Source organism: Streptomyces sp. NPDC104313 (assembly GCF_055583985.1).
Map to the genome: position 1 here is coordinate 203285 of NZ_JBVJMW010000003.1, position 20677 is coordinate 223961.

Sequence of the window (20677 nt, forward strand, 5' to 3'; positions counted from 1 at the left end):
CCCGTTGGGTGCGGCCCTTCCTGTTTGTTGGGACCCTGTCTCTCGGGATGCGCGGTGTTTCACGTGAAACGGGCGGACTGTTTCACGTGAGACGGGCAGCTTGTTTCACGTGAAACAAGTCGTGCGGCGTACGGATCAGCGCGTGGCTCCGGTGACGATCCACCGGCCCGACCGGGTACGCAGCCAGAGTGTGACGAGGCGGACGGCCATCATCAACGTCATCGCCCACCAGAGCGCGGTGAGCCCGCCGCCGAAGGAGGGCACCAGGAGTGCGACGGGTGCGAAGACGGCGAGCGTCACCAGCATCGCCCAGGCGAGATAGCGTCCGTCACCGGCTCCCATCAGGACGCCGTCCAGGACGAAGACCACGCCGGCGATCGGCTGGGAGACCGCCACGACCAGGAGCGCGGGGAGCAGGGTGTCCTTCACCGAGGGGTCGCTGGTGAAGAGGGGAATGAGCAGAGGCCGGGCGAGCACGATCAGGACGCCGAGCACGATGCCGCAACCAATACCCCACTCGACCATGCGGCGGCAGGCCTCGCGCGCGCCCTTCTCGTCGTTCGCTCCCAGATAGCGCCCGATGATCGCCTGCCCGGCGATGGCGATGGCGTCGAGCGCGAAGGCTGTCAGACTCCAGAGGGAGAGGATGATCTGGTGCGCGGCGATGTCGACGTCCCCGAGCCGGGCGGCGACGGCGGTGGCGATCATCAGGACGGCACGCAGGGACAGGGTCCGGATCAGCAGGGGTACGCCGGCCCGTGCGCTGGCCCTTATGCCGGCCGCGTCGGGGCGTAGGGAGGCGCTGTGCTTTCGGGCTCCGCGGACCACCACGACGAGATAGGCGGCGGCCATACCGACCTGGGCGATCACTGTTCCCCACGCGGATCCGGCGATGCCGAGCCCGGCACCGTAGACAAGGACCACGTTGAGGGCTGCGTTCGCCGTGAAACCGCCGATGGCGACGTACAGCGGGGTACGGGTGTCCTGGAGGCCGCGCAGTACACCGGTGGCGGCGAGCACCACGAGCATGGCCGGGATGCCGAGGATGGAGATCCTCAGGTACGTGATGGCGTACGGAGCCGCGGTGTCGGACGCGCCGAAGAGGTCGACCAGCCAGGGGGCTGTCGGGATCGCGAGCGCGACGACGGCTGCTCCGAGCAGAAGGGCGAGCCAGATGCCGTCCATGCCCTGGCGGATGGCGGCCGGGAGATCGCCTGCCCCCACGCGGCGGGCGACGGCCGCCGTGGTCGCGTAGGCGAGGAAGACGAAGATACTCACGGCCGTCATCAGGAGGGCAGCGGCGATGCCGAGGCCGGCCAGTTGCGGGGTGCCGAGGTGGCCGACGACGGCGCTGTCGACCATCACGAACAGGGGCTCGGCGACGAGTGCGCCGAATGCCGGGACGGCAAGGGCGATGATCTCGCGGTCGTGCCGTCGGCGGCCGTTCTTCGGGGTCGCGGGGGCCTTGGTCATGGGGGTCAATCTAATCTTCCACAGGTAATAGATGCAATCGATCTACGGTCCTTACTTGTGCCCCTGTGGAGTCTTCCTTCCCGAGCCGTTTGCGGTGATCTTGAAATGAGGGCGAAAGTTTTTCTCCCCCACAGTCGGTGGATGGAGAATATGCAGGTCAGGATGGTCATGGCGCTGTCGCTATGAGTTTGTCCACAGTGCTGTCCCCCGGTCCGTGCACAGGTTCGGCAGGGTTCTCCACAGCATCTGGTCCGTCGTCCACATGCCCTGTGGATAACCAGATTGGCTGACGGTGCGGAGGGGCCTACCGTGGTGCGGCGCCCGCACCCTGTTCCGGCACCGGAATCCACCGAACCAGATGCGCCGGAAGTGGAGTCGGGCGACCTGTTTGTCGGCGCCGTGCCGTAAGAAAGAGTGGCACGGCTAGGTCCGCGATGCGGACGGGAGGAGGCGGCCCGGTGAGCATTCCCGAGCCTTTGGACGACCCCTGGACCGAGACCGGTCCCGGGGACCGTCTGCCCGTCTCCCGGCAGCGGCGCGGGGACCGCAAGGGGCGTGAGGACCGCCATGACCGAGGCTCGGACGAGGCCTGGGAAGGCAGCTCCCCCGGGTTCGAGCGGGTGCCGCCGCAGGACCTCGACGCCGAACAGTCGGTCCTCGGCGGCATGCTGCTGTCCAAGGACGCCATCGCGGACGTCGTGGAGATCATCAAGGGGCACGACTTCTACCGCCCCGCCCACGAGACCGTCTACACGGCGATCCTCGACCTCTACGCCAAGGGCGAACCGGCCGACCCGATCACGGTCGCCGCCGAGCTGGTCAAACGCGGAGAGATCACCAAGGTCGGCGGAGCGCCGTATCTGCACACCCTGGTGCAGTCCGTGCCCACCGCGGCCAACGCCTCGTACTACGCGGAGATCGTCCACGAGCGGGCGGTGCTCCGGCGGCTGGTCGAGGCGGGCACGAAGATCACGCAGATGGGATACGCGGCCGACGGGGACGTCGACGAGATCGTCAACTCCGCGCAGGCCGAGATCTACGCGGTCACCGAGCAGCGCACCAGTGAGGACTACCTCCCACTCGGCGACATCATGGAAGGCGCGCTCGACGAGATCGAGGCCATCGGGTCGCGCAGCGGCGAGATGACCGGTGTGCCGACGGGCTTCACGGACCTCGACGCCCTGACGAACGGCATGCACCCCGGCCAGATGATCGTCATCGCGGCCCGCCCCGCCATGGGCAAGTCCACGCTGGCGCTGGACTTCGCTCGCGCCGCGTCGATCAAGAACAACTTGCCCAGCGTCATCTTCTCCCTCGAAATGGGGCGCAACGAGATCGCGATGCGTCTGCTGTCGGCCGAGGCGCGGGTGGCCCTGCACCACATGCGGTCCGGCACGATGACGGACGAGGACTGGACGCGGCTCGCACGTCGGATGCCGGAGGTCTCGGCCGCTCCGCTGTACATCGACGACTCCCCCAACCTGTCGATGATGGAGATCCGCGCGAAGTGCCGTCGGCTCAAGCAGCGCAACGACATCAAGCTCGTGATCATCGACTATCTGCAGCTGATGCAGGCCGGTGGGTCGAAGCGGTCCGAGAGCCGTCAGCAGGAGGTTTCGGACATGTCACGAAACCTGAAGCTGCTGGCCAAGGAGCTGGAAGTCCCGGTGATCGCGCTCTCGCAGCTGAACCGTGGTCCCGAGCAGCGCACGGACAAGAAGCCGATGGTGTCCGACCTGCGTGAGTCCGGCTCCATCGAGCAGGATGCCGACATGGTCATCCTGCTCCACCGTGAGGACGCGTACGAGAAGGAGTCACCGCGCGCGGGCGAGGCCGACATCATCGTCGGCAAGCACCGTAACGGCCCGACGGCCACCATCACCGTGGCGTTCCAGGGCCACTACTCCCGCTTCGTGGACATGGCCCAGACTTGATGGAGCCCGGTCGCGGGGCATCCGCCGGACGTGTTCCGCACCCTCAGCCGTTCGCCAGGGTGCGGGCGAGGAGGGGGAGCAGGCGGTCCCAGTGCCGCCGCAGCGCGGCCGGGTCGAAGGCGTCTGTGTCGGACATGGTGAAGCCGTGGACCGTGCCGGGGTAGATCTCGGAGGTGTAGCCGACCCCCGCGGCGTCCAGGGACCGGTTGAGTTCGCCGAGCGCCTCGGGCGCGATGTCCGTCGCCGCGTGGCCGAAGTGGATCCCGGCGGTGAGACGCCGCAGGCTGTCGGGCCCGTCAGCGGCGACGGGGGCGTGGAACGCGGCGAGTGCGGCCACCTGCCCGGGGTGGGCCGCGGCGGTGCGTGTCGCCAGGAGGCCGCCGATGCAGTAGCCGGTCACGGCGACCGGTCCGGTGCTCACCTCGGACTGGGCGGTGAGGAACCTGAGGTAGGAGTCGGCGTCGCTCAGGGTGCGTTCGGCGGTGTGCTCCTTGATCAGGGGCATCAGCCGCCCGACGAGTGCGGCCCGGTCCTCTTCTCCGATGTGCTCGGGAAGGTCGATGAGCGGTGTCGGCCCGTTCCTGTAGAGGAAGTTGGGGACGAGCACGTAGTACCCGTGCCCGGCCAGTTCGCGGGCCATCGCCCGCAGTACGGGCCGGATGCCGAAGGCGTCCGCGTACATCAGCACCCCGGGGTGCCGCTCGCCCTGTTCGGGGAAGGCGGCGAAGGCGTCGGCCAGGCCGTCCGCCGTGGGGATCTGCACGGTTTTGGTGTCAGTGGTGGGAATGGTGGGATCTTCTTTCCTGGGAGTTCGCCCGGCTGACGTTCGTGGCGCCAACGGTCTCGCGCGAGCGAACGTACATCGTTGGTAGGACCAACGCGAGAGGAAAGCGGGCGGCATGGGCGGATCCGAAACCGTGAGCACTTCTGACAGGGCGCTCCCAGGACACCCGACAGGCCGCGCCGGGGATGATCCGGGTGGCGACGGCCTCCACCAGGCGATAGCGGCGACGGCTCGGCGATGATGGCTTTCGTCAGCGAGGAGATCCTCGGTTTCCTGAAGTCGGAGTATCCGGAGGCCGTCTCGGTCGAGGGTCGCGACATGCTTGGGTTCCACGGCGCGGAGAACCAGCACTTCGACACCGTGGTCCAGGGGCGGCGGAGTTATCAGCTGGCGTTGGACGTGGACATCGCCAGCCCGTACGGCCACCTTCGGGAGATCGTCGCTCCCGGGCGCTCACGGAGTCCCCGCACTCGAATGTCGAGCTGATCGCGGAGGATCCGGTTGCCCGGATCAGGAAGCTCAAGGCAGAGGACAGCGAGCTGGACATCCGGCTCTGCGGCGGATCTCAGCCGGCGGGTGAACTGCTCGACGAGATCGACGAGCTCGTGATCAAGACCTACCCGGTGGTGTACGGGGTCGGCATGCCGATGTTCGGGGCCGGTTCCGGGACCACCGGGTTCACCCTTGAGGGAGTGCGGACCTTCGAGAACGGCGCACTGGTCCGGACGTACCGCCGCAAGCGCTGAGCGATCCACGTGTCCCTGCTCTGCGGGGTATCGACTCTGCGGGCCCGGGTCACGAGAAAATGGGTTCGTCATGCGGCGGCCCTTCGGGTAGGGGTTGGACCATGATTTCTATTGACGAAGACCTGCTTCCCAGTACCCGACGCGCACTGTCGCACCGCATCGCCGTCGCCCAGCGGGAGGGCCGCGCGCCGTCCCTGGTGGCCGCGGTGAGGCGACAGGGGCGTACGGCCTGGAGCGGGGCGCGATCGTGCGTCGTGGGGCAAGCTCCTGACGCCGATACGCAGTATCGGATCGGTTCGATCACCAAGACGTTCACGGCCGTTCTGGTTCTGCGGCTGCGGGACGAGGGGTTGATCGACCTTGATGATCCCCTGGAGAAGCACCTCCCCGGCACGGGGGCGGGCGGGGCGACCGTCTTTCAGCTGCTGGGCCACAGCGCGGGGCTGGGCGCCGAAGCACCCGCCCCTTGGTGGGAGCGGACGCCCGGTGGCCTGCGGCCCGAGCTCGCCGACGTGCTGGGCGACCGGCCGCAGCGGCATCCGGCCGGTCATCGCCATCACTACTCCAACCCCGGTTACACCCTGCTCGGTTCGCTGGTGGAGGCGGTGCGTGGCGTCTCCTGGGGGGAGGCGCTGCGTCGCGAGATCCTGGAGCCGCTGGGCATGCACCGCACGACGAGCGGGCCCGTGGCACCGCACGCGAGCGGCTGGGCCGTCCACCCCTGGGCCGACGTCATGCTGAGTGAACCCGCCGAGGACCTCGGAATCATGGCGCCCGCCGGTCAGCTCTGGTCCACCGCGGCGGACCTGCTGCGGTTCGCCGCCTTCCTGACCAAGGGCGACAACCGGGTCCTGTCGGCCTCCTCCGTACAGGAGATGCGGACGCCCGCCGCACCGGCCGAGACGGGCGGCAGCGGTTACGGTCTCGGACTCCAGATCGTCGGGGGCGAAGAGCGCGTGCTCTTCGGGCATTCGGGATCGCTTCCCGGCTTCGTCGCCGGCCTCTGGGTGAGCGAGGAGGACGACGTGGCCGCGGTCGTTCTCGCCAACGTCACCTCGGGGCTGCCCGCCGCGATGGTCGCCGCCGAACTCCTGGGGATCGTGGCCGAGGCCGAGCCGCGGATCCCGGAGCCCTGGCGTCCGCTGCCCGAGGTGGACGACGAACTGCTCGCGCTGACCGGGATCTGGCACTGGGGCACCCACCCGGTCACGCTGAGGCTCACGGGGGACCGGGGCCTCCAGCTCACGCCGCTGGGAGGCAAGGGCCGCGGTGCGGTCTTCACGTACCGTCCGGACGGCACCTGGACGGGCCAGAACAACTACTACGCGGGGGAGACCCTGCGCGTCGTACGCAAGGGCGACGGCTCGGTGGACCACCTCGACCTCGGCTCGTTCGTCTTCACCCGGGAGCCGTACGAGGCGGGCGCGGCTGTGCCCGGCGGCGTGGACGCGGAGGGCTGGCGCGGGCTCGGCGGCTGAGCTTCCGGCCTGGTCGTGGGTGGGTGTTTCACGTGAAACACCCACCTGTCCACGTTCGTCAGAGCGCCAGCTTGAAGCCCACATGGCTGGCTGTGAAGCCGAGCCGCTCGTAGAAGCGGTGCGCGTCCTCGCGGGTGACATCCGAGGTCAGCTGCACCAGATGGCAGTCCTGGCGACGGGATTCGTCCACCGCCCACTGGATGAGTTGCGTGCCGAGGCCGCTGCCACGCTCGTCGCCATGGATGCGGACGCCCTCGATGATCGAGCGGGTCGCGCCGCGGCGGGACAGCCCCGGGACGATGGTCAGCTGCAGTGTGCCGACGACTCGGTCCTCGCGTACGGCGACGACCACGTGCTGGTTCGGATCGTCGGCCAGCCGCTGGAACGCCTCTCGGTAGGGGGCGAGGTCGTCCGGTGACTCGCGCTGTGCACCCAGAGGGTCGTCCGCGAGCATCGCGACCACGGCGGGCAGGTCGTCCGGGACGGCGGGTCGTATGGTGAGATCACTCATGATCGGCATCCTAGGACGGCTCCAGGGATGTCGTGCCGATCGGGCTCGGCCAGGCCGGGACCTTGAGCTCTTCGACGGCCCTGACCAGAAGGGTGAGTTCCGGGTTCTCCGCAGCCTCGTCCAACGCCGCCCGTAGCGCGATGTCGTTCGTCGGCCGGGCGGCCTCCAGCAGTGTGAGCCCGGCCTCGGTGACGTCGGTGTAGATGCCGCGACGGTCGGTGTCGCACAGGTAGCGGATCAGTAGCCCACGGTCCTCGAGTCGGGTGACGAGCCGGGTGGTGGCGCTCTGGCTGAGGACGACGGCGTCGGCGACCTGCTTCATCTGGAGATGTCCGCCGGTGCCGTTGTGCTGTCGGCTCAACACGTTGAGCAGGGAGTACTCGCGTGCGCTGAGCCCGTGGCCGGCCTGGAGGGCCCGTTCGATCCGGGCCTCGATCTTCCCGTGAAGCAGGGAGAGCGCGCACCAGCTCTGGGCGACGGTGGTCAGGGCGGGGTCGGTCGCCGTCATGTCTCTCTCCTCCGTGCGGGAGCTGCGTGACTCCAGAATAGGGGACGTCTGCAATAGCCCGCGCTTGCAATTAAACGGCGTCTGCAATTATTGTGGACGCTCGTAAGGCGCAGACGCAATCTTCAGGGAGGGTGAAACCCATGCCGCTCGCGCTCCTGGCCCTTGCCATCGGGGCATTCGGGATCGGAACGACCGAGTTCGTGATCATGGGGTTGCTCCCCGAGGTCGCCGGTGACTTCCAGGTCTCGATCCCGACCGCGGGCTTCCTGGTGACCGGCTACGCGCTCGGTGTGGTCCTCGGCGCCCCGCTGATGACGCTGCTCGGCACTCGTGTCACCCGCAAGCGCATGCTGATGATCCTCATGGGGCTGTTCATCGTGGGCAACGTGGTGTCCGCGCTCGCGCCGGTCTTCGGCGTCATGCTCGCCGGACGGGTGATCGCCTCCCTCGCGCACGGCGCCTTCTTCGGTATCGGCTCGGTGGTCGCGGCCGATCTGGTCGCCCCGCGGAAGAAGGCCGGGGCCATCGCCATGATGTTCACCGGGCTCACCGTCGCCAACGTCGTCGGCGTTCCGCTCGGCACGTTCATCGGACAGACCGCGGGCTGGCGGACCACGTTCCTCCTCGTCGCCGTTCTGGGCGTCGTGGGACTGTTCGGCGTCGCGAAGCTCGTACCGGACCAGACGAGGCCGGAAGGCGTACGCATCCGCCACGAGCTGGCCGCGTTCCGTAACGTCCAGGTCCTGCTGGCGATGGCCATGACCGTCCTGGGCTTCGGCGGAGTCTTCGCCGCGATCACCTACATCACCCCGATGATGACCGAGATCGCCGGCTACTCGACCTCGTCCGTCACCTGGCTGCTCGTCCTCTTCGGCCTCGGCATGGTGGGGGGCAACCTGATCGGCGGGAAATTCGCCGACCGCCACCTGATGCCCATGCTGTACGTCTCACTCGGCTCGCTCGCCGTGGTCCTCGGCCTGTTCACCGTGACCGCCCACAACAAGATCGCCGCGGCCGTCACCATCGTCCTGATCGGAGCCCTGGGCTTCGCGACCGTGCCCCCGCTGCAGAAGCGGGTCCTCGACCAGGCGGCGGGTGCGCCGACGCTGGCCTCCGCGGTCAACATCGGGGCCTTCAACCTCGGCAACGCCCTCTCCGCCTGGCTCGGCGGTCTCGTGATCGCGGCCGGCCTCGGCTACACCGCCCCCAACTGGGTCGGCGCCGCGCTCGCCGCGTCGGCCCTGGTCCTGGCGGTGTTCTCCAGCCTGCTGGAGCGCCGGGAGACCGGCAAGGGCTGGATCGTCGCAGGGAGCAGCCCCGAGCCGGCCGTCGTGGCGGCGGCCCGGCGCTGAGCAGCCGCTCCCAGTGGGCCCGCATCGTGGAGCCGCCGTACCGCCCTCGTGGCGGTGCGGCCTGCTCCGCGTCAGCCCGTCGCGAGGGTGAGCGGGGCGAACCTGCGGGCGGCGTCACCGGGCAGGTCCGTGATGTTGTACGTCATCACGGTGGTCCGGGTAAGGGGCTCCAGCCCGCGCTCCACCAGCCAGCCGAGCAATTCCTTGTGCCGGGCGTGGACATCGGCTCGCAGCGGCCGGTCCGTAGTGGCGGCCAGGGCCGTGACCAGAGCCTGCGCGGTGGCCGTGTCCCGGGCGATCAGCGGCCCGACCACCTCGGCCTGCCCGCTCGGCCAGAGCGCCCCGTAGCCGACCAGCTCGCCGTGCTCCTCGGCGACCTGGAGCCGGTCGGAGAAGGCGGGCAGCCGGGCGAGAAGATGCGTCCGGTCGACGCCGAACACGGGGAGGTCGAGCCGGACCAGCGCCTGCAGGTCGTCCGCCGCGGCCGGGCGTGTGGTCACGGACGAGCGAGAGGCCGAGGGGGAGGGAGAGGCCGAGGGGGAGCCGTCGGGGCCGCCCGCTCCGAAACGGCCGCTGACGCGTTCGGCCCGGCCCACGGGGGAGAAGCCGAGCTTCTCGTAGAGCGGCTGTCCCTGTTCGGTTGCGTACAGGGCGAGCGGGGTGTCCCCCTCTGTTTCCATCACGTGCCGCATGAGCCGGTGGGCGAGCCCCCGACGTGCGTAGCGTTCGGCGACGAGCAGCATGCCGACCGCGGTGAGGTCGGATCCGTACGGCATGGTCAGACAGGTCGCGGCCAGGCCCTTGCCGTCCGGAGCGTCGATCCCGTATCCGGTGCCGGCCGAGAGGAACAGCCCCCACCGGTGTTCGTCGCGCGGCCAGCCGCGGTCCTCGCAGAGATCGGAGCAGGGGACCAGGTCTCCCCGGTTCAGGCGTCGGATCGGCAGTTCGACAAGGGAGAGTGGTGAGGGGCTGCGCATGGGGTCAGGCTGTCTGACGGGGTGATCGCGCGTCCACCGATTTCGCGGAACTGGCCTAGATCCGCAACCGCCTGCCGCGCCGGGTGAGCCCCCAGGGAGAGCAGAGCCACCAGGGTCACCAGCCAGTCCCCGTAGATCTTCATGGACCGGGTGGCGTTCGCGGTGGCTGGGTCTCCGGTGGCGAACACGGTGATGCCGAGCGTCAGCAGGCCGATGGTCAGGCCGAGCCGGCTGACGGAGATGGCGACCTGGCCGACGAGGACTCCTCGACGTACGGGGCGCTTGAGTGGTTTCACGTGAAACACGATGCCGAGCGGGACTTCCCGGGGCGTCCGGCAGCGGGAGTATCCACGGGTACCCGCTAGGGAGTACGCGCCTCGGAAGGACCGGGGCGCGGGTCCGCCGCAGGGCGTCAGCCCAGGTCGGGGGCGTGCATCGCCCGTACGCCTTCGATGTTGCCGTCGAGGTAGTGCCGCAGGGACAGCGGAACGAGGTGCACGGCCGCGATGCCGACCCGGCTGAACGGCACCCGGACGATCTCGTACTCCCCGGAAGGCTCGTCGATCTCCGGGCCGTGTCGCAGGGAGAGGTCCATCGACACCAGTCGGCAGACGAAGAAGTGCTGGACCTTCACTCCCGTCACGCCGCCGTCCGCGATGTGCTCCACGGTGTCGACGAAGCACGGCACCACGTCGACGATCTTGGCGCCCAGCTCCTCGTCGACCTCGCGGTGCAGCGCTTCGACGACGGTGGCGTCCTCCGGCTCGACCCCGCCGCCGGGCGTGAGCCAGTACGGATCGACTCCCGGCTTCGTGCGCTTGATCAGGATGAGATCGTCGCCGTCGAGCAGGACGGCGCGTGCGGTGCGCTTGACCACAGGACGTTCGGTCATGGCAAGAGAGTGGCCCGTGGAGGACCGTCTGAAACTCCCCCGGCCTACCGGACCGCCGTGTTCAGCGCCTGTTCGACGTCGGCGAGCAAATCCTCGGGGTCCTCCGCGCCGACCGAGAAGCGGATGAAGCCCTCCGCCACAGCGTCGCCGCCCCAGCGGCCCCGACGCTCCGCGGTGGACCGGACGCCGCCGAAGCTCGTCGCGTCGTCGACCAGGCGCAGCGCGGACAGGAAGCGCTCCGCGGTCTCCCGGCCGGCCAGCTCGAAGGACACCACGGATCCGAAGCGCCGCATCTGGCGCCCCGCGACGGGGTGTGACGGGTCGGTGGGCAGTCCCGGATACCGCAGCCCGGTGACCTCCGCACGCCTCGCCAGTGCCTCGGCGAGGGCGAGGGCGGTGGTGCACTGTCGGTCGACGCGCAGCTGGAGGGTGGCCAGCGAGCGGTGCGCGAGCCAGGCCTCCATCGGCCCCGGAATCGCCCCGACGACCTTGCGCCAGCGCCGTACATCCGCCGTCAGCCGGGGATCGCGGCAGGTCACATGGCCGAGCAGGATGTCGCCGTGCCCGGTCATGCCCTTGGTGTCGCTGGCGACCGAGAAATCGGCGCCCAGCTCCAGCGGGCGCTGGCCGATCGGGGTGGCCAGGGTGTTGTCGACGGCGACCAGTGCGCCCGCCGCGTGCGCGGCCTCGACCAGCCGCCGGATGTCGCAGACGTCCAGGCCCGGGTTGGACGGGCTCTCGATCCAGAGCAGCTTCGCCCCGGTCAGCAGGGCCAGCTGGGCATCGCCGCCGGTCGGCGCGGTCCGGACCTCGACCCCGTACGCCTCCAGTTGCTCCCGTACGAGCGGCAGCGCCTGGTAGCCGTCGTCGGGCAGGACCACGGCGTCGCCCGAGCGGACCTGGGAGAGCAGCACCGCGGTGATCGCCGCCATGCCCGAGGCGAACACGGTTGTGCCCACCTCCTCACCGGGAGCCTCCAGCTCGCCGATGGCCCGCTCCAGGTGGGTCCAGGTCGGGTTGGTCTCCCGACCGTAGGTGTAGGGACCCACCGGTTCGCCGGAGAGGTGGAAGTGCGCGGCGAAGACCGGGCCGGGCAGGGTGGGTCCGAACTGCTCCGGTTCGGGAAGCCCGGCGCGTACCGCGCGCGTTCCGTCGCCCATGGCGTTCATGCCTGCTCCTTCGCTGCTCTCCCGGTGGTGGACCGGTGTCCCGCACTCTTCCAGAGGCCTCTGGAACAGCCTTCCCCGGAGGTCCGGAATCCCGAATACCGGAATCAGTTCTCGTCGGGCAGGACGACATTGAGCGCCCAGGACACGACCGAGATGATCAGTCCGCCGAGCACCGCCGTCCAGAACCCCTCGACGTGGAAGCTGAGATCGAACACGTCGGCCAGCCAGGACGTCAGCAGCAGCATCAGGGCGTTGACCACCAGGGTGATCAAACCCAGCGTCAGGATGAACAAGGGGAACGTCAGCAGCTGGACCACCGGCTTCACCAGGAAGTTCACCAGGCCGAAGATCAGCGCGACCAGAATCAGGGTGAGGGCCTTGCGACCCGTGCTGCCGCCTTCCAGCGTGATGTTGCCGATCAGCCAGATGGCAACGGCCAGCGCACCCGCGTTGGCGATCGTCTTGACTACGAAATTCTTCATGTGTCTGATCGTGGCAGACAGGATCGGTGGTGGACACCGGCAGCGCAGGCACAGCCGACAGCGTGGGTACAAGGGGCGGGACGGGCCATGAAGGCATTCAGACTGGACGAGCTGGAGGCGGAGCGGGCCGCCAACGACGGCGCCTACCTGCAGTTCGTGCGGGAACGCAACATGTCGGTCGGCCTGTACGCCCTGGACGCGGGAGAACTCGATCCGCAGCAGCCGCACCAGCAGGACGAGGTCTACTTCGTCGTCAGCGGGCGGGCGTCGATCACGGTGGGGACGGAGACGACGCAGGTCGGCAGAGGAAGCGTCGTCTACGTACCCGCGGGCGTGGCCCACAAGTTTCACCACATCACCGAGGACCTGAGAGTGATGGTCGTCTTCTCGCCGCCCGAGAGCTGAGCCCCCGTCCCGGGGGATCCGGTGCGGCTGTCCCGGGGATTCCGGTGCGGGCCGCCCCGGGGATCCCTAGGGGCTCGATCAGGGGTCTTCAAGGGCTGCCCGCCCCCCGCGGGGTGCCTTCGCGCCTTTAGCATCGAGGCAAGGACCCAGAGAGACGAGGTAGAGGCGATGGCCGTGCGGGAGATATTCGCGGGAATGCCCTGGTGGGTGAAGTGGATCGCGGTGCCCGTCATTGCGATCTTCGTGTTCGGCGGGCTGATCGCCAGCGTCGTCGGCTTCGTGATCAGCCTGCTCTTCAAGGCGCTGGTCTTCGTCGTCGTGGTCGGCGGGCTGGTCTTCGTCGTCCGCAAGTTCATGTCGTCGTCGTCCTCGCGCGGTGACTGGTAGTACACGGAACGCGGGCCGGCGCGGGGGCCGGCCTGTTCCGTCCGGCCCGTCCGGCAGGACGACGCGCGGTCAGCTACGGGGCGGGAGGATTAGCCCAGCAGAGCTAAGTCCCGGACGAAACCACCCGTCTGCCGCAGGCGGCCGATACAGTGGCATACCACTGCCGCCATCCGGAATGTGACCTTCCGTCACCATATCGATCGCCTGATCGGTCCTGGGTACGACAGTCCGGTCGTTGGCCTTCGATCGTCGGCGCCCGGACCGGTCCTCGCCGGTCACGGGCCGGATCTCCGGCCCCCTCCGGTCCTCGGGATCGCGGCAGGCCCGTGGGGGCGGCCTCCACGGGAGGGCCGACGGCCCGTCACCATGCCTGGGGGTGGCCCTTGACCACGGCATCTAGCACCGCTGTCCCGACGTTGATCGGTTCGGTTCAGCGGGCGTTGAGGCTGCTGGAGGCTGTGGGCACCCATCGGGACGGGGCGCCCGCCAAGCAACTGGCACGTGAGGCGGGGCTTCCGCTCCCGACCGCGTACCACTTGCTGCGCACCCTCACCCATGAGGGCTATCTCCGCCGCGAGAACGGAGTCTTCCTCTTCGGCGCGGCAGCCGAGAACCTGACCGTCGCCCCCGGGGTCAGGAGCCGCCCGCGCCCCGCCTCCGTCGCCGACTCCCTCGGCCACTGGCGGGACGTCATCGGAGCGCCGGTGTACTGCGCCGTCTACTGCGACGGCGAGATCGATCTCATCGCGGTCGCGGACGCCCCCGACACCCCGGCGGTGGAGGAGTGGGCCTCGTTCCGGGAAACCGCCCACGCGCACGCCATCGGCCAGTGTCTGCTCGCCCAGCTCGACGAGAGGGCCCGCGAGGACCACCTCGACCGGCACCCCGTACGCCCCCTCACCCGTTACTCAGTGCGAGATCGCGCCACACTTCTGGAACGGCTGCGCACCCTCCGACGAGGTGAACCGGTCATCGAACGCCAGGAGTACGCACTGGGGACCGTGTGCGCCGCGATTCCCGTCACGGCCGGTGCCACCATTGCGGCGATGGCCATTTCCGTGCCCCTGGACCGGGAAGATCGGTTGCTGCCCGCAGTCGAACAGCTACGTGGCGAAGTCGCCAGCCTCTTGCGTTCGCTCGTGTTCTCTATCAGTATCTGAAAAATCACTCCTTGTGATCTGCTATCGCGTGCACCACGATGGCGTCAATAGGGCCATGGGGGATCATTCCTGGCCAGTTTCATCTACTGCGGGGTTGAACGATGCGCGAGTCGGTTCAAGCAGAGGTCATGATGAGCTTCCTCGTCTCCGAGGAACTCTCGTTCCGTATTCCGGTGGAGCTCCGGTACGAGGTCGGCGATCCGTACGCCATCCGGATGACGTTCCACCTGCCCGGCGATGCCCCTGTGACCTGGGCGTTCGGCCGCGAACTGCTGCTGGACGGGCTCAACAGCCCGAGCGGCGACGGAGATGTGCACATCGGCCCGACCGAGCCCGAGGGCCTCGGCGATGTGCACATCCGGCTCCAGGTCGGCGCGGACCGTGCGCTGTTCAGGGCGGGGACGGCGCCGCTGGTGGCGTTTCTCGACCGGACGGACAAGCTCGTGCCGCTCGGCCAGGAACACACGCTGGGTGACTTCGACGGCAACCTGGAGGATGCGCTCGGCCGCATCCTCGCCGAGGAGCAGAACGCGGGCTGACCGGGCACGCACCCGATGCCCCGTCATCCCGCCGCGATGCCGCGTCACCCCGTCTTACGGCGACGGCCCCGGCCCGTCCGCGCGGGTGCGGCCGAAGCCGCCTGTGCGCCGCCGGACCCCGGACGGTCCGCGGAGACGACCAGCGCGGCGAGCACCGTGGTCACCGGCACCGAGGCGACCAGGCCGATCGACCCGACCAGCGTGCGGACGATCTCCTCGGCGATCAGCTCGCTGTTGGCCACCGTCCCCACACTGCTCTGGGCGATGGAGAAGAGCAGCAGCAGCGGCAACGCCGCGCCCGCGTACGCCAGCACCAACGTGTTGACCACCGAGGCGATGTGGTCCCTTCCGATCCGGATACCTGCCCGGTACAGACCCTTCCAACCCATCTGCGGGTCCGCCTGGTGCAGTTCCCAGACGGCGGAGGTCTGGGTGACCGTCACATCGTCGAGCACCCCGAGCGAACCGATGATGACGCCGGCCAGCAGTAGTCCGCTCATATCGATGTCCGGGTAGAGGCCGTGGATGAGGCCGGTGTTGTCGTCGGTGTTGCCGCTCAGGCTCGCCCAGCCGATGAACAGGGAGCCCAGCAGCCCGATCAGCAGCAGCGAGATCAGCGTGCCGACGACCGCGACAGACGTACGGGCCGTCACCCCGTGGCACAGATACAGAGCCGTCAGCATGATCGCGCTGGCCCCGATCACCGCCACGACCAAGGGGTTCGACCCCTGCAGGATCGCCGGAAGGATGAACAAGGTCAGCACGGCGAACGACACGACCAGCGCCACCAGTGCCATCACCCCGCGCATCCTGCCCACCAGGATCACCGCCAACGCGAAGATCCCGGCCAGCACCGCCATCGGGATCTTCCGGTTCACGTCGGTCACGGAGTACTGGAGGTCGCGCGGCGCGTCGGGGGCGTAGGCCACGACCACGCCCTGCCCTTTCTTCAGCTGTCGGGGCGCGTCCGGCTGGACCACCTCGACGAACTTCCGGCCCTTGTCGTCGCCGCTGGTCACCTCGATGGTGGCCTTCGCGCACTCCCCCTTCTGCTCGTTGACGGCCTCCCGGCCCGAGGGCGTGGAGGTGTCTCCGGTCGGGGGCACCTGCGCGGCGTTGACGTCCGCGCAGTCGACTTTCACGACCTGGACGACCTTGCCGTCCTGGGTCTGCCGGTCGAATCCGACGCCGGTGCGCTCGTGGTCGGGCGCGCCGCCGGGCCAGAACGCGATCAGGCCGACGACGACCGCCGTCGCGAACGGGATCAGTACGGCGGCGATGACCTTGCGCAGGTGCCGGGAGACCGGGGCGGCCGGCCCGTGGCTGTGGGTGTGGCCCTGGGGCGGCTGGGGTGCGGGGTCGCTTTGGGGGGAGGTCACGGGGCGATCATCGCAAGAACAGAAGGGCCCTCTGGTCAGCTCGCCGCAAAGGACGCTAGCGTGGAGGCACCTTTGCACACGCGGGAGCTCGGAGCACCGGGCTGAGAGGGCGCTGATCGCCGTACATCCGTACGGGACACGCTGCGCCGACCGCCGAACCTGTTACCGGGTAATGCCGGCGTAGGGAGTAGGTCTCATGACCACAGCGGACGCACGCACGCCTGCCTCGAAACAGAACGACGGAACGCCGGACGGTACGGCGCCGGACGGTACGACGCCGGGCGACGGGACGCGGAACGACGGGGGCGGGAAGTCCATCGGCTGGCACAAGGGGTACGTCCAGGGCTCGCGCCCGGACCTCCGGGTGCCGGTCCGACAGGTGCACCTCACCAACGGCAAGGACGTGACGCTGTACGACACCTCGGGGCCGTACACCGATCCCTCCATCGACACCGATGTCCGCCGCGGCCTCGCGCCCCTGCGGGAGAACTGGATCATCGCCCGCGGCGACACCGACGAGTACACGGGCCGGCCGGCCCGCCCCGAGGACGACGGGCTCAAGCACACCTCGCCGCGCGGCGGACTGCGCAACCTCGACGCCGTCTTTCCCGGCCGCCCGCGCCGGCCGCGCCGCAGCCGCGACGGACGTCCCGTCACGCAACTCGCGTACGCCCGACGGGGGGAGATCACCCCGGAGATGGAGTACGTGGCGATCAGGGAGAACGTGGAGGCCGAGGTCGTCCGCGAGGAGATCGCGCGGGGCCGGGCGGTGCTGCCCGCCAACGTCAACCACCCCGAGATCGAGCCGATGATCATCGGCAAGCGGTTCCTGGTGAAGGTCAACGCCAACATCGGCAACTCGGCCGTCACCTCCTCCATCGAGGAGGAGGTGGACAAGATGACCTGGGCGACGAAGTGGGGCGCCGACACGGTCATGGACCTGTCCACCGGCCGCAACATCCACACCACCCGTGAATGGGTGCTGCGCAACTCTCCCGTGCCGATCGGCACCGTTCCGCTCTACCAGGCCCTGGAGAAGGTCGACGGCCGGGCCGAGGAGCTGAACTGGGAGATCTACAAGGACACGGTCATCGAACAGGCCGAGCAAGGCGTGGACTACATGACGGTGCACGCTGGTGTGCGCCTGCCGTACGTCCCGTTGACGGCCCGACGCAAGACCGGCATCGTCTCGCGTGGTGGCTCGATCATGGCGGCCTGGTGTCTCGCCCACCACAAGGAGTCGTTTCTCTACGAGCACTTCGAGGAGCTCTGCGAGATCCTCGCGACGTACGACGTCACCTACTCCCTGGGCGACGGACTGCGCCCCGGTTCGATCGCGGACGCCAACGACGAGGCGCAGTTCGCCGAGCTGCGTACGCTGGGCGAGTTGAACACGATCGCGAAGCGGTTCGGCGTCCAGACCATGATCGAGGGCCCCGGGCACGTCCCGATGCACAAGATCAAGGAGAACATCGACCTCCAGCAGGAGATCTGCGAGGAGGCGCCGTTCTACACGCTCGGCCCGCTGACCACGGACGTCGCGCCCGCCTACGACCACATCACCTCGGGCATCGGCGCAGCGATGATCGCCTGGTGGGGCACGGCGATGCTCTGCTACGTCACGCCCAAGGAGCACCTGGGGCTGCCGAACCGGGACGACGTGAAGACGGGCGTCATCACCTACAAGATCGCCGCCCACGCGGCCGATCTGGCCAAGGGCCACCCGGGTGCGCAGGAGTGGGACGACGCCCTGTCCGACGCGCGGTTCGAGTTCCGCTGGGAGGACCAGTTCAACCTGGCCCTCGACCCGGACACGGCGAGGGAGTTCCATGACGAGACGCTGCCCGCCGAGCCGGCGAAGACGGCGCACTTCTGCTCGATGTGCGGGCCGAAGTTCTGCTCGATGAAGATCTCCCAGGACATCCGGCGTCAGCACGGTGGTTCGCAGGAGGAGATCGAGGAGGGCATGGCCGAGAAGTCGAAGGAGTTCGCGGCCGCCGGCAACCGGGTCTACCTGCCCATCGCCGACTGACCACCGGCGGATGCGGTCGGCCGGAGTCCACGGGGCGCCGGCCGACGGCAGGCCGGCGTCATGGCATCGAGATCCCTCCGCAAGGGCGCCAACGTACCCGTGACGCCGAGGCGCTGCGCGTCGAGCTCGTCCGGTACCCCGGGCCGGGCGTGGCCGACGTCGACGCGTCGCCCGGGGGGCCGTGACTCGGCAAGGGCGAGGACCGGCTCCCGCCGGACATGCGCGAGCGCCTGTCGCTGCGCAAGAAACAGGTCGCGGTCAGCCTGCGCAAGCGCGGCGCGGAGGGACCGGGTCGGACAGATTGGCCTCTTCCGGCGCGACAAGAGGCCGAAGGGGCTGGAGGCCGAGCAGATCGACATGCGGACGGTGGTCATCCAGAACAAGGAACAGCGGGTCGTCGCGGAGGTGCGCTCCTCCGTCGCGCAGCACCCTGTGTCCGCCACCCTGGTGCTGTTCTTCTCCGACGGTGGTGTCCACCGCAACGCCGAGATCGAGCAGGAGCTGCGCGCGGCGGCGGAGAAGCCGATCTTCTGGCAGTTCGTCGGCCTGGGCCGGTCCGACTACGGAGTGCTGGAACGGTTCGACACTCTGCCCGGACGCCGCGTCGACAACGCCGGGTTCTTCGCCGTCGACGACATCAGCACGATCCCCGACCAGGAGCTGTACGACCGGCTCCTGGTCGAGTTCCCGAGCTGGACGACCGCCGCGCGCAGGGCCGGCATCCTCTGAACGAGCGTGGGCGTTCCATGCCTTATAGGTAACTTGATGTTTTTTGTTGCGCTTTGGTGTAGTTCATCATCTTGTTAAGCGACAGTATGGACACAGTCGTGTGGCAGCTGGATGTACGTTTCCCCGTTGCGCCAAAGGGGCTTGACCTGATCCTTATCCGTGGCTTACTTTCCGGCTTGCTTGGCTGAAAGTTGGCGGCCCTGGAACAGGGCCCGGGGAGGGGAATCACCATGGACTGGTACCTGGCCGTACTCAAGAACTACGCAGGCTTCAGCGGACGAGCGCGCCGCAAGGAGTACTGGATGTTCACGCTCATCAGCTTCGTCATCAGCCTGGTGCTTTCGATCATCGGTGGCCTGATCGGCGCGGACTTCCTGTCCTACATCTACGCCGTCGCGATTCTCGTCCCGACGCTCGCGGTCGGTGTGCGCCGCCTGCACGACACCGGCCGCTCGGGCTGGTGGCTGCTGATCGGGCTCATCCCCCTGGTCGGCTTCATCATCCTGATCGTCTTCCTCGCCTCCGAGGGCAAGCCGGAGACGAACCAGCACGGCGTCAACCCGAAGCTGGCTCCGCAGGGCATCTGATCCACCGCTCCGGTCCGTCCGGAGCGTTCCCCGGGCCGGGCGCGGCACTTGCCGCCCCGGCCCGCGGTGTGTCCGGGAGCCGGATGCGGAGGAGCCCGGGCCCGGATGCCGACAGCCGTGACAGGCGCGGTGTACGGATACCGGGAGCCGGGACGGTGGGGCGTTTCGGTCTCAGTCCGGCTGGTGCTCCGGGCCGCCGAAGTCCGGGCTCGTGAAATCGGGACTGGTGAAGGTCGGTCGAGGACCGGCCGCCGGACCGTCGTCCGGGCCGGAGAAGTCCGGCCTGCTGTACCCGACCTTGGGAATGCGGTGGGGCGAACGGTGCGGGGGCCGTGCGGCGGGCCCCGCAGTGGGGTCGGCCAGGGCGTCCCGGAGGAACGGGAGGATGCCGCGCTCCAGCAGGGCGTGGCGCCACGCCTCCCTGGCCCGCGCGACGTCTTCCGGGAGGTCCTGCTCCTCGTTCTCGGCGGCCAGCGACGTCGCGCCGTTGCGGAGCGCGGTGACGAGCAGCCCGACGGCCGCGACCAGGATCGCCGCGGCGGCGACCGCGGCGAAGAACCACCCGGCCGTGACCATCGGACGGCCGAAGGTGACCGACGGGCTGACGGCCTTCAGCAGATAGCCGACGAGCAGGAAGATGACGGCCGCGGAGCCGGCCAGCAGCGGGGTCAGGACCGTGATGACCGCCCCTATGCCGGCGCCCGATCCGGCCGCCGTGCTCTGCGGTCCTTCCGCGGTCGCCGCGCGGCGCAGTTCGCTGCGGGCCCTTACGTAGTGCTCGTACTCGGTGGCCGCGGCCGCGGCGATCAGCGCGGTGGCGCTGAGCGCCATGGTGCGCAGCTGTTCGGTGTTGAGCCGGTCCCCGACGCCGTCCAGGTCCGGGCGTTCATGGGCGTGGCGCAGTGCGTCGCCCAGGATCCGCTCGTACTCGGGTCCGTCCTCGGCCAGCAGGTGCGGAGCGCTTGTCATCTGCATCCCCCGATGCTCCGTCGGTGCCCGGCTGCCCGCGTGGACCGGGCGATCGGGCGGAAACGGAGGAGAGCCTGCCACTGATACGCCGATGGTAGAGCGCTCACGGCACGGGGTGACAGGGTGTTTCCAGAATTGGGCCCGGTGACGGGCCCGGTGATCGGCGAGGTCGGCGCAGGTGGAA

At 69.0% G+C, this 20677-nt stretch carries 20 protein-coding genes and 2 pseudogenes; 11 read left to right on the top strand and 11 right to left on the bottom strand.

Features of this window, described 5'->3' with window-relative positions:
* Nucleotides 1–135: 135 nt before the first annotated feature.
* Complete coding sequence (locus ACZ60Q_RS07970) at nucleotides 136–1473, bottom strand: MATE family efflux transporter (protein ID WP_469630009.1); 1338 nt, start codon at nucleotides 1471–1473, stop codon at nucleotides 136–138.
* A 458-nt stretch (nucleotides 1474–1931) separates the two neighbouring features.
* On the opposite strand from ACZ60Q_RS07970, the gene dnaB reads away from it, so the two are divergent.
* Nucleotides 1932–3407: a replicative DNA helicase gene (dnaB, locus tag ACZ60Q_RS07975; protein ID WP_469630011.1), complete on the top strand. Its 1476-nt coding sequence runs from the start codon at nucleotides 1932–1934 to the stop codon at nucleotides 3405–3407.
* A 43-nt stretch (nucleotides 3408–3450) separates the two neighbouring features.
* On the opposite strand, the gene ACZ60Q_RS07980 is transcribed toward dnaB, so the two are convergent.
* Nucleotides 3451–4170 carry a dienelactone hydrolase family protein gene (locus tag ACZ60Q_RS07980; RefSeq protein WP_469630013.1) on the bottom strand — a complete coding sequence of 240 codons (720 nt, stop codon included), beginning with the start codon at nucleotides 4168–4170 and terminating at the stop codon, nucleotides 3451–3453.
* A 243-nt stretch (nucleotides 4171–4413) separates the two neighbouring features.
* Between ACZ60Q_RS07980 and ACZ60Q_RS07985 the strand changes: the two are divergent.
* Nucleotides 4414–4937: pseudogene (locus ACZ60Q_RS07985) on the top strand (dihydrofolate reductase family protein); the annotation flags it as partial.
* 101 nt (nucleotides 4938–5038) lie between these two features.
* A complete protein-coding gene (locus tag ACZ60Q_RS07990; protein ID WP_469630015.1) occupies nucleotides 5039–6415 on the top strand; it encodes a serine hydrolase domain-containing protein in 1377 nt (458 codons plus the stop codon).
* A 58-nt stretch (nucleotides 6416–6473) separates the two neighbouring features.
* Here ACZ60Q_RS07990 and ACZ60Q_RS07995 read toward each other — a convergent pair whose 3' ends face one another.
* A complete protein-coding gene (locus tag ACZ60Q_RS07995; protein ID WP_469630018.1) occupies nucleotides 6474–6926 on the bottom strand; it encodes a GNAT family N-acetyltransferase in 453 nt (150 codons plus the stop codon).
* Between the two features lie 10 nt (nucleotides 6927–6936).
* Nucleotides 6937–7434 (bottom strand): MarR family winged helix-turn-helix transcriptional regulator, encoded by a 498-nt coding sequence (locus ACZ60Q_RS08000; protein ID WP_469630021.1) that lies wholly within the window; start codon nucleotides 7432–7434, stop codon nucleotides 6937–6939.
* 140 nt (nucleotides 7435–7574) lie between these two features.
* Here ACZ60Q_RS08000 and ACZ60Q_RS08005 point away from each other — a divergent pair, with 140 nt between their 5' ends.
* Nucleotides 7575–8786 (top strand): MFS transporter, encoded by a 1212-nt coding sequence (locus tag ACZ60Q_RS08005; RefSeq protein WP_469630024.1) that lies wholly within the window; start codon nucleotides 7575–7577, stop codon nucleotides 8784–8786.
* Between the two features lie 71 nt (nucleotides 8787–8857).
* On the opposite strand, the gene ACZ60Q_RS08010 is transcribed toward ACZ60Q_RS08005, so the two are convergent.
* The 5 genes from ACZ60Q_RS08010 to ACZ60Q_RS08030 form a co-directional block, all read right to left on the bottom strand.
* Nucleotides 8858–9763, bottom strand: coding sequence for a GNAT family N-acetyltransferase (locus tag ACZ60Q_RS08010; RefSeq protein ID WP_469630026.1), 906 nt, complete (start codon nucleotides 9761–9763; stop codon nucleotides 8858–8860).
* A complete protein-coding gene (locus ACZ60Q_RS08015) occupies nucleotides 9712–10059 on the bottom strand; it encodes a hypothetical protein (protein WP_469630029.1) in 348 nt (115 codons plus the stop codon). The genes ACZ60Q_RS08010 and ACZ60Q_RS08015 overlap by 52 nt, the downstream gene beginning before the upstream one ends.
* Before the next feature lie 116 nt (nucleotides 10060–10175).
* Complete coding sequence (locus tag ACZ60Q_RS08020; RefSeq protein WP_469630032.1) at nucleotides 10176–10655, bottom strand: NUDIX domain-containing protein; 480 nt, start codon at nucleotides 10653–10655, stop codon at nucleotides 10176–10178.
* A 44-nt stretch (nucleotides 10656–10699) separates the two neighbouring features.
* A complete protein-coding gene (locus ACZ60Q_RS08025) occupies nucleotides 10700–11824 on the bottom strand; it encodes a cystathionine gamma-lyase (protein WP_469630034.1) in 1125 nt (374 codons plus the stop codon).
* A 104-nt stretch (nucleotides 11825–11928) separates the two neighbouring features.
* Nucleotides 11929–12306 carry a phage holin family protein gene (locus ACZ60Q_RS08030; RefSeq protein ID WP_469630037.1) on the bottom strand — a complete coding sequence of 126 codons (378 nt, stop codon included), beginning with the start codon at nucleotides 12304–12306 and terminating at the stop codon, nucleotides 11929–11931.
* A gap of 87 nt (nucleotides 12307–12393) precedes the next feature.
* On the opposite strand from ACZ60Q_RS08030, the gene ACZ60Q_RS08035 reads away from it, so the two are divergent.
* The 4 genes from ACZ60Q_RS08035 (at nucleotide 12394) to ACZ60Q_RS08050 (ending at nucleotide 14797) form a co-directional block, all read left to right on the top strand.
* Nucleotides 12394–12711 (top strand): cupin domain-containing protein, encoded by a 318-nt coding sequence (locus ACZ60Q_RS08035; RefSeq protein WP_097865568.1) that lies wholly within the window; start codon nucleotides 12394–12396, stop codon nucleotides 12709–12711.
* Between the two features lie 174 nt (nucleotides 12712–12885).
* The gene (locus ACZ60Q_RS08040; RefSeq protein WP_403909870.1) at nucleotides 12886–13098 is read left to right on the top strand and encodes a DUF5326 family protein; all 213 of its coding nucleotides are present in this window, start codon (nucleotides 12886–12888) and stop codon (nucleotides 13096–13098) included.
* Between the two features lie 383 nt (nucleotides 13099–13481).
* The gene (locus ACZ60Q_RS08045; RefSeq protein WP_469630041.1) at nucleotides 13482–14258 is read left to right on the top strand and encodes an IclR family transcriptional regulator; all 777 of its coding nucleotides are present in this window, start codon (nucleotides 13482–13484) and stop codon (nucleotides 14256–14258) included.
* Between the two features lie 101 nt (nucleotides 14259–14359).
* Nucleotides 14360–14797 carry an SsgA family sporulation/cell division regulator gene (locus tag ACZ60Q_RS08050; protein ID WP_024263706.1) on the top strand — a complete coding sequence of 146 codons (438 nt, stop codon included), beginning with the start codon at nucleotides 14360–14362 and terminating at the stop codon, nucleotides 14795–14797.
* A 44-nt stretch (nucleotides 14798–14841) separates the two neighbouring features.
* Here ACZ60Q_RS08050 and ACZ60Q_RS08055 read toward each other — a convergent pair whose 3' ends face one another.
* Nucleotides 14842–16176: a YibE/F family protein gene (locus ACZ60Q_RS08055; RefSeq protein WP_469630044.1), complete on the bottom strand. Its 1335-nt coding sequence runs from the start codon at nucleotides 16174–16176 to the stop codon at nucleotides 14842–14844.
* A gap of 196 nt (nucleotides 16177–16372) precedes the next feature.
* On the opposite strand from ACZ60Q_RS08055, the gene thiC reads away from it, so the two are divergent.
* From thiC to ACZ60Q_RS08070, 3 genes and pseudogenes are all read left to right on the top strand, one after another.
* Nucleotides 16373–18208 carry a phosphomethylpyrimidine synthase ThiC gene (gene thiC, locus ACZ60Q_RS08060; protein WP_469630047.1) on the top strand — a complete coding sequence of 612 codons (1836 nt, stop codon included), beginning with the start codon at nucleotides 16373–16375 and terminating at the stop codon, nucleotides 18206–18208.
* Between the two features lie 185 nt (nucleotides 18209–18393).
* A pseudogene (locus ACZ60Q_RS08065) lies at nucleotides 18394–18937 on the top strand (VWA domain-containing protein); the annotation flags it as partial.
* A gap of 230 nt (nucleotides 18938–19167) precedes the next feature.
* Nucleotides 19168–19524 carry a DUF805 domain-containing protein gene (locus ACZ60Q_RS08070; protein WP_469630050.1) on the top strand — a complete coding sequence of 119 codons (357 nt, stop codon included), beginning with the start codon at nucleotides 19168–19170 and terminating at the stop codon, nucleotides 19522–19524.
* Nucleotides 19525–19695: 171 nt separating this feature from the next.
* On the opposite strand, the gene ACZ60Q_RS08075 is transcribed toward ACZ60Q_RS08070, so the two are convergent.
* A complete protein-coding gene (locus tag ACZ60Q_RS08075; RefSeq protein ID WP_469630052.1) occupies nucleotides 19696–20499 on the bottom strand; it encodes a hypothetical protein in 804 nt (267 codons plus the stop codon).
* Between the last annotated feature and the right edge of the window lie 178 nt (nucleotides 20500–20677).

Excerpts from the sequence above, each read along its gene's own strand:
- ACZ60Q_RS08020 (WP_469630032.1), bottom strand. The coding sequence starts at position 10,655 with ATGACCGAACGTCCTGTGGTCAAGCGCACCGCACGCGCCGTCCTGCTC.
- ACZ60Q_RS08000 (WP_469630021.1), bottom strand. The coding sequence starts at position 7,434 with ATGACGGCGACCGACCCCGCCCTGACCACCGTCGCCCAGAGCTGGTGC.
- ACZ60Q_RS08075 (WP_469630052.1), bottom strand. The coding sequence starts at position 20,499 with ATGCAGATGACAAGCGCTCCGCACCTGCTGGCCGAGGACGGACCCGAG.
- ACZ60Q_RS07990 (WP_469630015.1), top strand. The coding sequence starts at position 5,039 with ATGATTTCTATTGACGAAGACCTGCTTCCCAGTACCCGACGCGCACTG.
- ACZ60Q_RS08030 (WP_469630037.1), bottom strand. The coding sequence starts at position 12,306 with ATGAAGAATTTCGTAGTCAAGACGATCGCCAACGCGGGTGCGCTGGCC.
- ACZ60Q_RS07995 (WP_469630018.1), bottom strand. The coding sequence starts at position 6,926 with ATGAGTGATCTCACCATACGACCCGCCGTCCCGGACGACCTGCCCGCC.
- ACZ60Q_RS08050 (WP_024263706.1), top strand. The coding sequence starts at position 14,360 with ATGCGCGAGTCGGTTCAAGCAGAGGTCATGATGAGCTTCCTCGTCTCC.
- ACZ60Q_RS07970 (WP_469630009.1), bottom strand. The coding sequence starts at position 1,473 with ATGACCAAGGCCCCCGCGACCCCGAAGAACGGCCGCCGACGGCACGAC.
- ACZ60Q_RS08005 (WP_469630024.1), top strand. The coding sequence starts at position 7,575 with ATGCCGCTCGCGCTCCTGGCCCTTGCCATCGGGGCATTCGGGATCGGA.
- ACZ60Q_RS08070 (WP_469630050.1), top strand. The coding sequence starts at position 19,168 with ATGGACTGGTACCTGGCCGTACTCAAGAACTACGCAGGCTTCAGCGGA.
- ACZ60Q_RS08035 (WP_097865568.1), top strand. The coding sequence starts at position 12,394 with ATGAAGGCATTCAGACTGGACGAGCTGGAGGCGGAGCGGGCCGCCAAC.
- thiC (WP_469630047.1), top strand. The coding sequence starts at position 16,373 with ATGACCACAGCGGACGCACGCACGCCTGCCTCGAAACAGAACGACGGA.
- ACZ60Q_RS08025 (WP_469630034.1), bottom strand. The coding sequence starts at position 11,824 with ATGAACGCCATGGGCGACGGAACGCGCGCGGTACGCGCCGGGCTTCCC.
- ACZ60Q_RS08010 (WP_469630026.1), bottom strand. The coding sequence starts at position 9,763 with ATGCGCAGCCCCTCACCACTCTCCCTTGTCGAACTGCCGATCCGACGC.